Source organism: Bacteroides sp. RTP21281st1_H5_RTP21281_210402 (assembly GCF_040918965.1).
Lineage (GTDB): Bacteria > Bacteroidota > Bacteroidia > Bacteroidales > Bacteroidaceae > Bacteroides > Bacteroides congonensis.
Genome location: NZ_JBCOWR010000001.1, coordinates 207,089 through 221,762, shown reverse-complemented (window position 1 = coordinate 221,762; position 14,674 = coordinate 207,089). Strand labels below are relative to the sequence as shown.

Below are 14,674 nucleotides of genomic sequence, written 5' to 3'. Positions count from 1 at the left end.
ATATTAGCACATAGGCAATTTAAATAGTTTACTTGTTGTTTCGTAAGTCTTTCACACGAACGGCTTTTCCCTCGCTTTGTGGGAGAGAGCCTTTCTTGACCAGTTTCACTTTCGGCGTAACTAGAATTTCATCTTTCAATTGGCGGGTAATATCCTTGCGGATTTTTTCCAGCTCAATATAGTTGTCGGTAGAGAGATCGCTCAATTCTACCTCGACAATCATTTCGTCCTGGTTGTTGACAGTTTCCAGAGTGATTAAGTAGTTGCTACCTAATTCGGGGAATTGTACCAGAATTTTCTCAACCTGCATCGGGAAGATGTTGACTCCCTTGATAATAAACATATCATCACTACGCCCTTTGATACGGTCGATGCGGATATGTGTACGTCCGCAGGGACATTTTCCGGGGAGAATTCGGGTTAAATCGCGCGTACGATAGCGGAGCAGCGGCATCATTTCACGGTCGAGAGTGGTGAGTACTAATTCTCCGATTTCTCCTTCGGGCATAGGTTCACCTGTTTCGGGGTCAATGATTTCTACCAGATAGCAGTCTTCCCAAAAGTGCATTCCGTTCTGTTCCTGGCATTCGAAAGCGACACCGGGGCCGTTCATTTCAGTCATACCGAAGCTGTTGTATGCTTTCACGCCTAACATACGTTCTATTTTCCGGCGTTGCTCGTCTGTATGAGGTTCAGCGCCGATAACCAACGTCTTTAGGGTGGTCTTTGTCGGGTCGAGACCTTCTTCCTGGAAAACTTCAGCAAGGCGGATAGCATAACTGGGAATGGCGTGTAAGGCGGTCGTTTTAAAGTCGTTGATGAACTTGATCTGGCGCTTACTGTTTCCGGCAGCAGCAGGAACCGTCAGGCAGCCGAGACGTTCGGCACCGTATTGGAAACCTAATCCGCCGGTAAACATGCCATATCCCGAACTGTTTTGGAAAACATCGGTCTTGCGGATACCTACGGCATACAAGCATCGGGCAACCAGGTTCGCCCAGGAGTCGAGGTCATGTTGTGAATGGACAATTACGGTCGGATTCCCGGTAGTACCACTGGAAGAGTGGATACGTACACCGTCATTGCTCATATCGCCTGCCACTAGTCCGAAGGGGTAGTGGGCACGCATATCGGATTTGGTTGTAAAAGGCACTTTGCGGATGTCATCCAATGACTGTATGCTATCTGCGGTAATGCCATGTTTGCTGAAAACTTCTTTGTAGTAAGGAGCGTTTGCAGCTATGTTGATTGTTTTTTTAAGCCGTTGAAGTTGCAATTCCTGCAACTTCTCGCGGCTCATGGTTTCTAGTTCTTCTTCCCAGTATTGTGTATTCATGGTAATGCCTGTTATTGCATTAACTTTTCGGCAATTTCCTTGCCGGCAGCCAATGCTTTAAGATTCATTTCTACAACTGCTTCTCCCTTGCGCAGGAAGATTTCACGAATGCTGTCTTGTATTTTTTCGTAATCAATGCCAAGGAATGGGATGGTTGCTCCCAGTAAGACGATATTAGCAACCCGGGCAGAACCTACTTCCTTTGCTACTTTATCTACATTCAATACAATCTTATGGGGTAACTTATTGATTTCCGCCATTACTTTGTCTGCTTCCGGATAGTTGGGAATGTTGACAAACGGAGTTTCGTTAGTCACCAACCAGCCTTCGGGACTAAGGTAGGGAAGATAACGCAATCCTTCCATAGGTTCCAGGGAGATGATAAGATCACATTTTCCGGAAGGGATCAAGTCTGAGGCAATCGGCTGGTCACTGATGCGGAGATTGGACTGAACGTCTCCACCACGCTGGCTCATTCCGTGCACTTCTGCCTGTTTCATGTAAAGTCCTTCTTTCAAGGCAGCTTTGCCGATTACTGTAGCGATGGACAAAATTCCCTGTCCACCTACTCCTGATAATATAATGTCTTTTTTCATGGCTTACTTACTTCTTTTTTTGCGTGCTAATGTTTGGATACACTCTCTGCGTGGGATAATGACAGATACACCCCGATATTCGATTTCTTCGCGTATGATTTGCTTCATCTCTTCGTAGTTTTTCTTCAGTGGAACAACTACGCGGATATGGGCGGGCTCTACTCCAAGGCCAGCGCATATAGCCTCAATGCGTCCTGTTCCGGCCGAATCCTGTCCACCTGTCATGGCAGTGGTTTCATTGTCGGAAATCACGATAGTTACGTTGGCGTTTTCATTGACACAGTCTAGCAGTCCGGTCATTCCCGAATGAGTGAAGGTGGAGTCTCCGATAACGGCTACAGCCGGATAAAGACCACCGTCGGCCGCACCTTTTGCCATAGTGATGGAAGCACCCATGTCTACACATGAGTTGATGGCGTTGAATGGCGCATTAGCCCCCAGTGTGTAGCAACCGATGTCACTGAATACCTTATGAGAAGGATATTCTTCTTTAAGGACTTCAGTCAATGTGATATACATATCGCGGTGTCCGCATCCTTCGCAAAGTGCGGGTGGACGCATTTCCACTACGGAAGGAATGCCAAATGCTGATTTATTCTCTTTTCCTATTGCACGGGCTACCGAATCGGGGTTTAATTCGCCATCTTGCGAAAGAGTACCGTCCAGGCGTCCTTTTACTTTAATGCCAATGCCCAGATAACCTTTTAATTGCTTTTCTACAAATGGCTGACCGTCTTCCAGAACGAGGATTTCGTCACAAGATTCGATTAATTGATGCAATTGTTTTTTAGGTAATGGGTATTGACCGATTTTGAGCACCGGATATTCACAACCTTCGGGATAATTTTCCATCAGGTAATTGTAGCCGATACCGCAAGCGATGATTCCTAATTTCTTGTTAGGGCCATCTGTATATTTATTGTAAGGTGATTCTTCTGAAGCTTTGATAAACTCGTCCTGGCGGGAGAGTAATGTTTTATAGCGCTTGCGGGCATTTCCCGGCAACAGGATGAACTGGCGTGGATCTTCGCTGAAAGATATGCCATTCTGTGGCTTTTGCTCTTTACGCTCTACTCCGGAACGGGAGTGTGCAAGGCGGGTTACCATACGCATTAAAACAGGCTCGCCTAGTTTTTCAGAGAATTCGAAACCGCTGTACACCATGTCATATGCCTCCTGCTGGTTGCTGGGCTCGTACATAGGAATCAGTGAAAAATCTCCGTAGAAACGGCTGTCCTGCTCATTCTGAGAAGAGTGCATGCTAGGGTCGTCGGCTGCTATCACGATCAATCCGCCTTTCACGCCGGTGATGGCAGAATTGACGAAACAGTCGGCAGCTACGTTCATTCCTACATGCTTCATACAAACTAACGCCCGTTTGCCCACGAAGGACATACCCAATGCGGCTTCCATCGCTGTTTTTTCATTGGCACACCAACGGTTGTGTATATTCTGTTCGGTCGTTATAGGGGCCATTTGAATATATTCCGTAATCTCAGTTGAAGGAGTACCGGGATAGGCATAAACACCTGAAAGTCCGGCATCCAATGCAGCTTGTGCAATGGCTTCATCGCCAAGTAAGAGTTGCTTGCTCATATCTATTTCTTTTATTTAGTGTTGATCACAGTTTGTTAATCTATCGGGCAAAGATAGGCTTTTCAGTTCGTTTTATCACGAATTTACTTGAAAATCTTTCTTTCATTCAGTGCTTTCCAGTATTTTCTTGCATTTGCCATGTGGTCGGCATAATTGGATGCAAAATTGTGGGTTCCTGAGAAATCTTCTTTGGCACACATATAGATATAGTTATGTTTGGTATAGTTCAATACGCTGTCCAGACCTTTCTTGGAAGGGATACGGATAGGACCCGGCGGCAATCCGGTATTTATATAGGTATTATAGGGTGAATTAACTTTCAGATGTTCGTTGGTGATACGGCGCAAGCCAAAATCTTGCAGGGCAAATTTTATGGTAGGGTCTGCCTGCAAAGGCATATCTTTATGCAAACGATTGATATACAGTCCGGCTACCATTGGCTTTTCTTCATTGTTGTTGGTTTCTTCCTCAACAATGGATGCCAGTGTACTTACCTCATCCGGTGTCATTCCGATGGCAGTAGCTTGAGTGAGGCGTTTTTCGTTCCAGAAACGCTCGTGTTCCTTTTGTATACGCTTGAAAAAATCATCTGCGCTTATATCCCAGTATACTTGATAAGTTTCCGGTATGAAAAGACTGGGAAGGGTTGTCTCCGTGTATCCTATTTTGTTTTGAAAAGCAGGGTCAAACAGTCGCCCGGCGATTTCGGCGGAGTCTATCATAAGTTGTCTGCCGATGCTACGTGCCAGTCGGTCTAATGTCCGGACGCTTCCGATTGTGAGATTGACGGGTTCCTGGTAACCTCTTGAGAAACGGCTGTATACATGATAGACATTATCATTCGGGCGAATGGCGTAGCGTCCGGTATGGATGTTCTGTTTGAAATCCTTATATTTAGCCATCCAGTAAAATCCGGTGAATTTGTTGACATGTCCGGACTTCTTTATTTTATTATATATGGAGTCTGCTGTGTCATCCCGGTCTACATAAATATATACGGTTTTAGACGGACGGAATTGAGGAGCAAACAGGTAATAATAAACAGTTCCTCCGGCAATGGCACAAAAAAGGAATGCTCCGATCAGAATGGATAATAAAATGTTTCTCTTTTTCTTCTTCATCTTATGAGACGTTATTTTTGCAGCGTCAAAGATAACAAGAATTTGAATAGGAGTGATTTCTTTCTGAGAGGAATCTTTCTTTTGTGACATTTTTGCTCTTATATTAAGTATTATACCCGGAAAAACAAAAATGTCGCAGCGTTGATAATCAGACGATTATGTGTGTAAATAGGGTGTAATTAAGATAAGTTTACAAAAAACATCTAAATGATTTCTGTTTTTTGAAGGAGAAAGTTGCACTTTTTGTGCAATGTGTTGTTAATGAAGTGATTACTTGCTTTTATACGTATATGTGCTGATTTGTTAAGTTACAGTGGAGTAACTACGGGGAAGAACAAGTGCAACTGGCAAGTTGCTCAACAGTATCAAGCAGGTTGCACAAGTGTAACAGCTTAATATCCCGGCGGATTTTATTAATATACTGAAAGGATTACATTAATTGATAGGAAAGAAACCGGTAAGGTTACCGCATGATTCTAAGAAATTATGTGGTGTTTCTGATTAATTCGACCATTGGAAATAGTTTGCTTCTGCTTCTATTTTATTCTCTATATCATCGGGAAGTGACGCAAAAAAGTCCATGTTCGTAAGACGTTCGATGCTGTCTATGGTTACTGCGTATGTAGAAAGAGGCTCTACTGCCTGTTTGTTATTGAACAGGAATCCGATAGCCCGCATGGGTTTGACGTAAGGAGAGAGGATTACTTTGAAAAACTGCTGAGGTACTGCAACTTTATTTTTTCCTATTGTTTTTGGCTGTTTGCTTACGATAGGGCCACATATAATGATAATTGCGCTATCTGCAATAGCCCAATCCCGGATTTTCTCTTCCAGGTTTTTCCATCCTCTCCTGTTTAATTGCGGGTGTTGCGGACACATATTACTGAAATAGAATGATTCTTTCATTGCTTGTGAACTCCATTTCATATCCGCAGCAGGTGCCATGTGTCCTTTGTCGTATCCTGAACGTGTATAGTCGGCATTAGTTGCAATCGAGCCTGTTACCAGCGGATCGGCAATAAAACGGTCGTTTCTTTTTTCTTTTCCCTTTGTTTCTTTCCGGGTTAATTCATAGGAAACCCAATTGGGGAGCTTTAAATCTTTATTATATGAAACGGTGTATCCGGTATGGTGGATTATTTGTTCTTGTCGCGGAGTTAGTGATACCGGAATCTTCAACTCCTTGCCGGATGGAATTTGAAGTGATATGTTTGCTTGCGGCTCTTCCTTTTTTGTGCTGTCAATTTGTTGACAATATAAATAGACGCCATAAAGAATAGGAATGAGTGCAATGAGGACGATAATCCATCCTAATTTATAATTAGAGCGTGATTTCTTTTTGAATAATTTTCTGCTTTTGCCTTTTTTACTTCGATTCATTGATTTATTGACGATAATGGTCAAGTGCATATCATGCCATTCTGTAGATATGATGTCACTTTTATACTTATAATTCAGTCAGCAAAAATAAGCTATATTTCTTTCTTTTCCTCATTTTCTATGAACTTTTAAAGTTTTCTGTTTCAATAAGGAAGCGATGGGGTATTGTGTAGTTCTTAGATACTGAATAATTTTATTAATCTAATTCGTTAATCTAGTACTTTTTGTATATTTGCAATCAATATACTTAGTTTGTTCCTGATTATAAATAATACTTGATAAAATACAAATCAAAATGGAAATAAGGGTAAGCAAAGAAAGTTGGCTGTTGTTGATACTCTTTTTGGGCAGTTGGGGAACATTGCAGGCTCAATATAAATGGAAGAATCCTCAGGAACAAGTCTGTCCTGTGATTCGTGGTAGAGCCTGGCAAAGTGAATTGCAGGGTACTTATGCCCGTCTTCCGCTTAAAGCCCAAAGCAAAGTGCGTACCCCGCTTTGGGACTTGTCTCAACAGAGTGCGGGTCTGTCTGTTGCTTTTTATTCCAATTCTCCGGAAATTAAAATAAAATATGTAGCAAAAGGTAGCCGGGGGATGGCGCATATGCCGGTAACAGGAGTTTCCGGAGTTGACTTATATGCCACTGACAGGAATGGACGAAGTAGGTGGTGTGCAGGGAAATACAGTTTTGGTGATACTATAACCTATACATATAGCGGTTTGACTTATGAAGACGGTTCAGGTAGAGGATATGAGTATGAGTTGTTTCTGCCTCTTTATAACTCAGTATCTTTTATGCAGATAGGGGTTAGAGAAAATGCTTTTATAGACTTTCTTCCCGTTTCACAAGAGAAGCCATTGGTCATTTATGGTACCTCTATTGCGCAAGGAGCCTGTGCGTCGCGTCCTGGAATGGCGTGGGGAAATATAATCAATAGGGAACTGAAACATCCGGTTATCAATTTAGGCTTTTCGGGCAACGGAAAGATGGAGAAAGAAATCTTTGAATTGCTGTCGGAAATAAATGCCCGATTATATATAATAGATTGTATGCCTAACATGGCTAATGCAACTGATAGCGCAATGATTTATAATCGTACCTTGGACGGGGTAAACATGCTTCGTGCCCGGAGTGACGCTCCTGTTTTATTAGTGGAGCATAGCGGGTATATGAATGAATATACTTCAGAAAAAGTGAAATCTTCTTATAAGATGGCAAATACCCCATTGCGCAGAGCCTATGAAGATTTGATAAAGAATAAAGTTGCAGATATCTATTACTTGACTAAAGAAGATATTGGCTTATCAATGGATGCTATGGTTGAAGGAGTTCACCCGTCTGATTTAGGTATGCAGCAATATGCGGATAGCTATATTCGGAAAATAAGGGAAATACTACATGAAGAAGGTGGAAATTCTTCAGCTTGTATTCCTTGTAAGCAACAGAGAGACCCGTATGACTGGACAGCAAGACATGAACAAGTATTGGATTTGAATAGTAAGAATTCTCCTGAAATCTTGATGATTGGTAACTCGATTACTCATTATTGGGCAGGTGAACCGCTTTCGGACAAGCAATCCGGAAAAGAAGCGTGGGAGAAACTTTTCAAAGGACGAAGAGTGCATAATTTGGGCTTTGGTTGGGATAAAACGGAGAATGTACTTTGGCGCATTTATCATGGTGAATTGGACGGTTTCCAGGCAAAGACTATTTTTCTGTTGATTGGCACTAATAATTTACAGTTTAATACTGACCGGGAGATATTGGATGCCATTATGTTGATAACAAAGACTATCAGAAACAAACAACCGGCTGCCAAGCTGTATGTAATAGGTCTTTTACCTAGAAAAGGCATGGAAGAGCGTATCCGCCGAATTGATTCGGAATTGCAGGATTTGGTATCTGAAACTGATGCTTTGTATATAGACCTGACCCCTTCTTTGATTAATAAAGAGGGGCGAATTGATGCGTCATTATTTAGTGATGGCCTTCATCCTAATGAGAAAGGATATGAACGGATCGCTAGTGTGCTTTCTTCATTTTTATAATGTGAGAGATATGGGGATGTTTAGAAGTCTCTTTACTCTTCTTTTCTCATGCTGAATTCACAACCACAATATTGCTGGTTGTAGAAATTATATTCTTTGATGATGGCGATACGGCGTTCGCTTAATCCACCTTTACGCCAATTCTGTTCCCAGTATGTGACATCGGGATAGTGTGCCGTGGCGTATTGTCCGGCTTCATTAATCTGTTCCAGGCTTTTCCAGCGGCTGGAAGCAAGGGTGGTAGTAATTACGGAAAATCCATGCTCGTGTGCATAACGGGCTGTTTCCAACAAGCGGACTTTAAAACAACGCAGGCAACGTCCCCCTCTTTCGGGTTCCTGTTCCATTCCTGTCATTTGGCATCGCCAGGCTTCGTGGTTGTAATCGGCATCAATAATTTCCAGCCCTAATGATTGTGCATAACGTGTACATTCATCTTTTCTTATATTGTATTCTTCCAGTGGATAAATATTGGGATTACAGTAGTAAATGACAGGGGTTATATTGTGTTGCATCAGACATTCGATGATAGCTGACGAACAGGGAGCACAACAGGTATGAAGTAAAATCTTGTCGGCTCCTCCGGGAACTTCGAGTTGGAATTTCTTTTTCATGCGGTAAAGTTAGTACATAATTTGCCATACCGCTCAATGGTTTATAATTTATTCAGAATAAAGTCGGAGAGGGTTGGGGATGGAATTTTTGCTAAATGAATCAGAACGAATCAATTAATCTCGTTTTTTTTAGTAATTTTGCCCGCTCAACTCAATAACAGAACATGATGGATGAATTAAACAACGGGCAACAGGAGCAATATGCTGAACCCGCTAAGAAAAAGAATACACAGAAAATAGTAAAGAGAACTTTGGTAGTGGCAGGATTAGCCTTGGTGGTATATGTTGTATATTCCATCGTTTATCTGTTTGTCTCGCCCGACCGTAATATCCAGCAGATTTATCTGGTTCCCGAAGATGCTGCATTTATTATACAGTCATCTGCTCCGATTGAAGATTGGGAAAAATTCAGCGGAAGTGAGACATGGCAATGTCTGAAGAAAGCGAAATCTTTTGAAGAAGTAACTGCGAGTGTGGAAAAGCTCGACTCGGTGGTAAAAAGCAATAAAGTACTATTGTCTCTTGTCGGTAAAAGAGACATGCTGATTTCACTTCATAAAACCCGTCCTACTAATTGGGATTTCCTGCTTATCCTGGATATGCAGAAAGCGTCAAAGATGGATTTGGTAAAGGATCAGGTTGAAACGGTACTGGTAATGAGTGGCTTTAAGGTTACTAACCGAATGCATAATGGTATCAATATACTTGAAATGCGTGATCCTGATACGCGTGATATTTTCTACATTGCTTTTGTGGATAATCATTTGGTGGGTTCTTATACATCCGGCCTTGTCGAGTCGGCTATCGATTCGCGTAATAAACCCAAAATCGGACTCGACCAGTCTTTTATCGAAACGGAAAAATTAGTTTCGGGTAAGGGGCTTGTAAGGGTCTTTGTCAATTATGCACGCGTTCCTCAGTTTATGTCTATTTATTTAGGAACGAGAAACGAATATGTTGATCTCTTCAGTAACTCTATGAACTTTGCCGGTCTTTATCTGAATGCAAACAAGGACAGAATGGAGGTGAAGGGATATACTTTACGAAAGGACTCCGCCGATCCCTATGTTACTGCTTTGTTGAATTCGGGAAAACATAAGATGAAAGCGCATGAGATTCTTTCCGGGCGAACGGCTCTTTATACAAATATAGGTTTCAATAATCCGGTAACTTTTGTGAAGGAGTTGGAAAATGCACTTTCTGTGCATGATAAACTGTTGTATGATTCTTATCAAAATTCCCGGAAGAAGATTGAAGGATTGTTCGGTATCTCTTTAGAGGATAACTTTCTGAGTTGGATGTCGGGTGAATTTGCCATTACACAATCTGAACCGGGCTTATTAGGGCATGAACCTGAACTTATTTTAGCCATCAGGGCTAAAAGCATAAAAGATGCCCGTAAGAATATGGAATTTATTGAGAAGAAGATAAAGCGGCGTACTCCGGTTAAGGTCAAGACTGTTAATTATAAGGACTTTGAGATTAATTATGTTGAGATGAAGGGCTTCTTCCGCCTGTTTTTCGGAAAGTTATTTGATAAGTTTGAGAAGCCATATTATACTTACGTGGATGATTATGTAGTTTTCAGTAATAAGGCTTCTTCTTTGCTTTCCTTTGTAGAGGATTACGAACAAAAGAACTTATTGAAAAATAATCAGGGATTTAAGGATGCACTTTCGTATATGAAATCCAGTTCTACTATTTTCTTATATACAGATATGCATAAGTTTTATTCTCAGTTGAAACCTATGATGAATGCGAGTACATGGAACGAGATACAATCTAATAAAGATGTTTTGTATTCATTCCCTTATTGGACGATGCAGGTGATAGGGGATAACCGGTCAGTTTCTTTGCAATATGTTATGGACTATGCGCCCTATGAGCCTGAAGAGACTGTTGCGGTTGTAACAGATGAGGATGACGAAGAAATGAACAAAGATGCTGAAACCGAAAAAGAACAGATGAGCGAACTGAAACGTTTCTATGTAGAGAAATTTGAAGGAAATGTTCTGCGGGAGTTTTATCCGGAAGGCGCATTGAAGAGCGAGTCGGAAGTCAAAGAAGGAAAACGGCATGGACGCTATCGTGAATATTACGAAGATGGTACTTTAAAACTTCGCGGAAAATATGCTAATAATAAACCTAAAGGTACGTGGAAATACTATACCGATGAGGGGAAATTTGACCACAAAGAGAAGTTTTAGATTTAGCCAACAAAAGCCGACTAAAAAATAACTTCAAAAAAATAGTCGGATTCTTTTTGTTTTCTCAAATAAAGCTGTAATTTTGCACGCCGTAAACGAGAGACAAACGCCGCTATAGCTCAGTTGGTAGAGCAACGCATTCGTAACGCGTAGGTCGCCAGTTCAAGTCTGGCTAGCGGCTCTCAAATAAAACGCTGATTATTAGTTAAATAATCAGCGTTTTGTTTTATGTGGAATTTCTTTTGTATGAGCGGGGTGTCTCCCTTTATATGAAATTTATGTGAAATATAAAAACGAAATTTATGTTGGGTCGCATTATTGTTTTAGTCATCGCCGGAGTTGCCGTGGTCTATATTGTTCGTTTTATAGATAACTTTTTCTCTCAGCGCAGAAGATAAAATCAACTTTCAAACATGCGGCTACGTGCCAGCATACAAGCGCCGACGATACCGGCTTTGTCTTTCAGTTTGGATGTCACAATGGCTGAATCCTTATTGACCAGATTTAGCGAGTACTTGCGTACTGCTGTTTTTATTGGCTGGGTGATATAATCGTCAGTCAAAGATAGGGTTCCGCCTATGATTACCAGTTCAGGGTTGAATATATTAATTAGCCCTGCGATTTGTTTTCCCAGTTTTTGTCCGATCTCTTCTACAATTTCAATGCAGAGTGGGTCTTCCTTGTTTACGGTAGCTATAATTTCATCCAAAGTAAGAGGATTTTCTTTGGCTAAAATCCGGTTGGATAGGATAGAACTTTCTCCTTTCTGGATGCGTTCTATTAATATTCGATGAAGAGCTGAACCTGACGCTTCCGTTTCCAAGCATCCTTTTTTACCACAGTGGCAGATGATTTCATTGTCAAATACATTTGTATGCCCGAATTCTCCGGAAAATCCGGACTTTCCGGTATATATTTTCCCATCAATGATAATGCCTATGCCTAATCCCCAACTGACGTTTACAAAAATAATGTCTTTTTCCCCTTTTACGCATCCTTTCATATATTCCCCGTAAGTCATAGCGCGTGTATCGTTGTCTATTGTTACCCGGAATCCGATTTTTTCAGTTAATACTTCCGCCAAGGGTCTCTCTTCAAAATTAAATTGACTGAAGCTATATCCGGATTCTGGGTTGACTCTGCCGGACACATTTATATTGATATTTAATATTTTATCATTATCTATATCTGCTTTCTTTATGAATTGCAGAATAAGTTTGCATAACTCTTCCAGTGCTTCTGAAGTGTTTTCTGATTTAAAAGGGATATTCATTTTTAATTCTACCATATCGCCTTTGAAATTAATCAGTCCTATATTAATGGCAAACTTTTTAATATCTACTCCTATAAAATAACCGGATTCGGGATTTAGTCCATATAAGCTGGGGTAGCGTCCTCCGCTCGTCTCCAATTTGCCATAATCGTTTATATATCCTTCTTCGCACATTTCACTAATGAATTTTGTGACAGTCGGGACACTGAGATCCAGTTCTTTTGCTAAATCTGTAATAGTAGAACTACCATTATATATATAATGTGTAATAATCTTCTTTTTGAGAAGAGCGTTCTTGGTTCCTGCTTCTATTTCTTTCAGTAAATGTTGTTTCATCTTAGTCCTTCTTTATTGTTTGAGACAAAGATAATAAATTTATTTATTAATGGAGATTTGTTTGATTTGAATTTAGTAGATGCTTTATTTATCCCTCTTCCTGAATATTGTATTAAAATGAATAATATATAAATCAAGAATCTATATATTGAATAATTTTATTAATAACATCCATTATATTAAATATTTCTTTTATATTTGCCCTTCTATTATTTAATTATAAATGAAAGGAAAAATATGATCGTATCTAATCTGCAAAACAGTCAGCGTATCGAAGGGCTCCACCCTTTGTTCAAGCCCTTGTTTGATTATGTGAAAACCCATGATTTGCTTCATACGGATTTGGGGCGTATTGAGATTGATGGTGAGAATTTGTTTATCAATAATGTAAATCCGGAATGTGTATCTCCTGATAAGCAAGTTTTAGAATTACATCATGACTATATTGATGTGCATATCTTGTTGGAAGGTGCGGAAACAATTGGTTGGAAAGCCTTGGAGGACTTACAAAAAGAGATTAAGGCATATTCTAAAGAGGACGAGTGCGCCTTATATTCAGATACTCCGACTACTTATGTTAATCTGCTTCCGGGACAATTTGTAATAGTGTATCCGGAAGATCCCCATGCCCCGATTATTGGTCATGGCAAGATACGTAAATTGATAGCTAAAGTACGGCTATAAATTGTTATTGTTTTTATTTTGTAGTATCGAAAATAACATGGAAAAGGTGGTATCTCTTATAAATGAGATGCTGCCTTTTGATATATATAAAGCATTATATCTTCTTGCGTGTTTTATAAATCAACGGATATATAATAAAATATTTAATTAAATGTTTGGATAAAAATAAAAATAGTATTATGTTTGCAATGATTTAATACGAGTGAAACATAAAAAATTACTTTATATGAAAAACAAAAGTATTTACCCATGGGTGGTTGTCGGTCTGCTATGGATAGTAGCGTTACTTAATTATATGGATCGTCAGATGCTTTCTACGATGCAGGAAGCTATGAAAGTAGATATCGTAGAGTTGAACAAAGCTGAAGCTTTTGGAGCTTTAATGGCTATATTTTTATGGATATATGGTTTTATGAGTCCTGTTGCGGGAATTATCGCCGATAGGGTAAATCGTAAATGGCTGGTGGTCGGTAGTCTTTTTGTCTGGTCAGCGGTTACTTTTTTAATGGGGTATGCTCATAACTTTCACGAGCTTTACTGGTTGCGTGCTGTCATGGGAGTCAGTGAAGCGTTGTATATTCCTTCGGCTTTATCGTTGATTGCTGACTGGCATGAGGGAAAATCCCGCTCTTTAGCTGTAGGAGTTCATATGACAGGGTTGTATGTCGGGCAGGCTATCGGTGGTTTTGGGGCTACGGCTGCTGCCGCTTTTTCCTGGCAGGCTACTTTTCATTGGTTTGGCATTGTAGGTATTGCTTATTCTTTGGTACTTATATTGTTTTTGAAAGAAAATCCTATTCATAATATATCTATCAAAAAAATAGATAATGCTCCTGAAGAGAAGAAACCTTCCATTATAAGTGGACTTTCCCTGCTGTTTACTAATTGGGCATTTTGGATTATTCTTTTCTATTTTGCGGCTCCCAGTCTTCCGGGGTGGGCAACAAAGAATTGGCTTCCGACTTTGTTTGCGGATAGCTTGAATATTCCTATGTCCGAAGCGGGACCGATATCTACTATAACAATTGCCGTGTCTTCTTTTATCGGTGTTATTTTAGGGGGAATCTTATCTGACCGTTGGGTGCAAAAAAATATTCGCGGGCGTGTTTATACCGGAGCCATCGGTTTGGGTATGACTATACCGGCTCTGCTCCTGCTTGGGTTTGGACATAGTTTTGTTAGTGTGATTGGAGCGGGATTGCTTTTTGGTATTGGTTTTGGAATCTTTGACGCAAATAATATGCCTATTCTATGCCAGTTTGTATCAGCAAAACATCGTGCAACGGCTTATGGAATTATGAATATGACCGGTGTGTTTGCGGGAGCTGCCGTGACAGAAGTTCTTGGAAAGTGGACAGACGGAGGAAGTTTAGGACAGGGATTTGCAATGCTGAGTATCGTGGTAGCTGTAGCATTGGTACTTCAAATCTATTTCTTAAGACCGAAGACAGATAATATGGTAGATTAAGAATATAATAACT

The 14,674-nt window shown here is 40.5% G+C and carries 11 protein-coding genes and 1 tRNA gene; 5 read left to right on the top strand and 7 right to left on the bottom strand.

Annotated features, from left to right (window positions below; all coding sequences use genetic code 11):
- Nucleotides 1-28 precede the first annotated feature (28 nt).
- From AB5443_RS00845 to AB5443_RS00825, 5 genes are all read right to left on the bottom strand, one after another.
- A complete protein-coding gene (locus AB5443_RS00845; RefSeq protein WP_022136609.1) occupies nt 29-1,336 on the bottom strand; it encodes a phenylacetate--CoA ligase in 1,308 nt (435 codons plus the stop codon).
- Nucleotides 1,337-1,347: 11 nt separating this feature from the next.
- Nucleotides 1,348-1,932, bottom strand: coding sequence for an indolepyruvate oxidoreductase subunit beta (locus AB5443_RS00840; protein ID WP_022136610.1), 585 nt, complete (start codon nt 1,930-1,932; stop codon nt 1,348-1,350).
- A gap of 3 nt (nt 1,933-1,935) precedes the next feature.
- Nucleotides 1,936-3,528: a thiamine pyrophosphate-dependent enzyme gene (locus tag AB5443_RS00835; protein WP_307996979.1), complete on the bottom strand. Its 1,593-nt coding sequence runs from the start codon at nt 3,526-3,528 to the stop codon at nt 1,936-1,938.
- Nucleotides 3,529-3,611: 83 nt separating this feature from the next.
- The gene (gene mltG / locus AB5443_RS00830) at nt 3,612-4,649 is read right to left on the bottom strand and encodes an endolytic transglycosylase MltG (protein ID WP_368113274.1); all 1,038 of its coding nucleotides are present in this window, start codon (nt 4,647-4,649) and stop codon (nt 3,612-3,614) included.
- A 501-nt stretch (nt 4,650-5,150) separates the two neighbouring features.
- Nucleotides 5,151-6,029, bottom strand: a complete 879-nt coding sequence (locus AB5443_RS00825; RefSeq protein WP_368113040.1) for a DNA/RNA non-specific endonuclease — start codon at nt 6,027-6,029, stop codon at nt 5,151-5,153.
- Nucleotides 6,030-6,324: 295 nt separating this feature from the next.
- Between AB5443_RS00825 and AB5443_RS00820 the strand changes: the two genes are divergently transcribed.
- Entirely contained in the window at nt 6,325-8,079 is a 1,755-nt protein-coding gene (locus AB5443_RS00820; RefSeq protein WP_368113039.1) for an SGNH/GDSL hydrolase family protein, read from the top strand.
- A gap of 32 nt (nt 8,080-8,111) precedes the next feature.
- On the opposite strand, the gene AB5443_RS00815 is transcribed toward AB5443_RS00820, so the two are convergent.
- Nucleotides 8,112-8,693, bottom strand: coding sequence for an epoxyqueuosine reductase QueH (locus AB5443_RS00815; protein ID WP_044655981.1), 582 nt, complete (start codon nt 8,691-8,693; stop codon nt 8,112-8,114).
- A 167-nt stretch (nt 8,694-8,860) separates the two neighbouring features.
- Here AB5443_RS00815 and AB5443_RS00810 point away from each other — a divergent pair, with 167 nt between their 5' ends.
- Together AB5443_RS00810 and AB5443_RS00805 are read left to right on the top strand one after the other, a co-directional pair.
- Nucleotides 8,861-10,900: a toxin-antitoxin system YwqK family antitoxin gene (locus tag AB5443_RS00810; protein WP_368113273.1), complete on the top strand. Its 2,040-nt coding sequence runs from the start codon at nt 8,861-8,863 to the stop codon at nt 10,898-10,900.
- A 108-nt stretch (nt 10,901-11,008) separates the two neighbouring features.
- Nucleotides 11,009-11,081, top strand: a tRNA-Thr gene (locus AB5443_RS00805).
- A 219-nt stretch (nt 11,082-11,300) separates the two neighbouring features.
- Here AB5443_RS00805 and AB5443_RS00800 read toward each other — a convergent pair.
- On the bottom strand, nt 11,301-12,509 hold the full coding sequence (locus tag AB5443_RS00800) for an ROK family transcriptional regulator (protein WP_022139740.1): 1,209 nt from the start codon (nt 12,507-12,509) through the stop codon (nt 11,301-11,303).
- Between the two features lie 237 nt (nt 12,510-12,746).
- Here AB5443_RS00800 and AB5443_RS00795 point away from each other — a divergent pair, with 237 nt between their 5' ends.
- Together AB5443_RS00795 and AB5443_RS00790 are read left to right on the top strand one after the other, a co-directional pair.
- On the top strand, nt 12,747-13,193 hold the full coding sequence (locus tag AB5443_RS00795) for a YhcH/YjgK/YiaL family protein (protein ID WP_195662455.1): 447 nt from the start codon (nt 12,747-12,749) through the stop codon (nt 13,191-13,193).
- A gap of 226 nt (nt 13,194-13,419) precedes the next feature.
- Entirely contained in the window at nt 13,420-14,661 is a 1,242-nt protein-coding gene (locus AB5443_RS00790; protein WP_022139738.1) for an MFS transporter, read from the top strand.
- Nucleotides 14,662-14,674: the final 13 nt, after the last annotated feature.

Excerpts from the sequence above, each read along its gene's own strand:
- AB5443_RS00810 (WP_368113273.1), top strand. The coding sequence starts at position 8,861 with ATGGATGAATTAAACAACGGGCAACAGGAGCAATATGCTGAACCCGCT.
- AB5443_RS00825 (WP_368113040.1), bottom strand. The coding sequence starts at position 6,029 with ATGAATCGAAGTAAAAAAGGCAAAAGCAGAAAATTATTCAAAAAGAAA.
- AB5443_RS00845 (WP_022136609.1), bottom strand. The coding sequence starts at position 1,336 with ATGAATACACAATACTGGGAAGAAGAACTAGAAACCATGAGCCGCGAG.
- AB5443_RS00840 (WP_022136610.1), bottom strand. The coding sequence starts at position 1,932 with ATGAAAAAAGACATTATATTATCAGGAGTAGGTGGACAGGGAATTTTG.
- AB5443_RS00820 (WP_368113039.1), top strand. The coding sequence starts at position 6,325 with ATGGAAATAAGGGTAAGCAAAGAAAGTTGGCTGTTGTTGATACTCTTT.
- AB5443_RS00795 (WP_195662455.1), top strand. The coding sequence starts at position 12,747 with ATGATCGTATCTAATCTGCAAAACAGTCAGCGTATCGAAGGGCTCCAC.
- AB5443_RS00815 (WP_044655981.1), bottom strand. The coding sequence starts at position 8,693 with ATGAAAAAGAAATTCCAACTCGAAGTTCCCGGAGGAGCCGACAAGATT.
- AB5443_RS00790 (WP_022139738.1), top strand. The coding sequence starts at position 13,420 with ATGAAAAACAAAAGTATTTACCCATGGGTGGTTGTCGGTCTGCTATGG.
- mltG (WP_368113274.1), bottom strand. The coding sequence starts at position 4,649 with ATGAAGAAGAAAAAGAGAAACATTTTATTATCCATTCTGATCGGAGCA.
- AB5443_RS00835 (WP_307996979.1), bottom strand. The coding sequence starts at position 3,528 with ATGAGCAAGCAACTCTTACTTGGCGATGAAGCCATTGCACAAGCTGCA.
- AB5443_RS00800 (WP_022139740.1), bottom strand. The coding sequence starts at position 12,509 with ATGAAACAACATTTACTGAAAGAAATAGAAGCAGGAACCAAGAACGCT.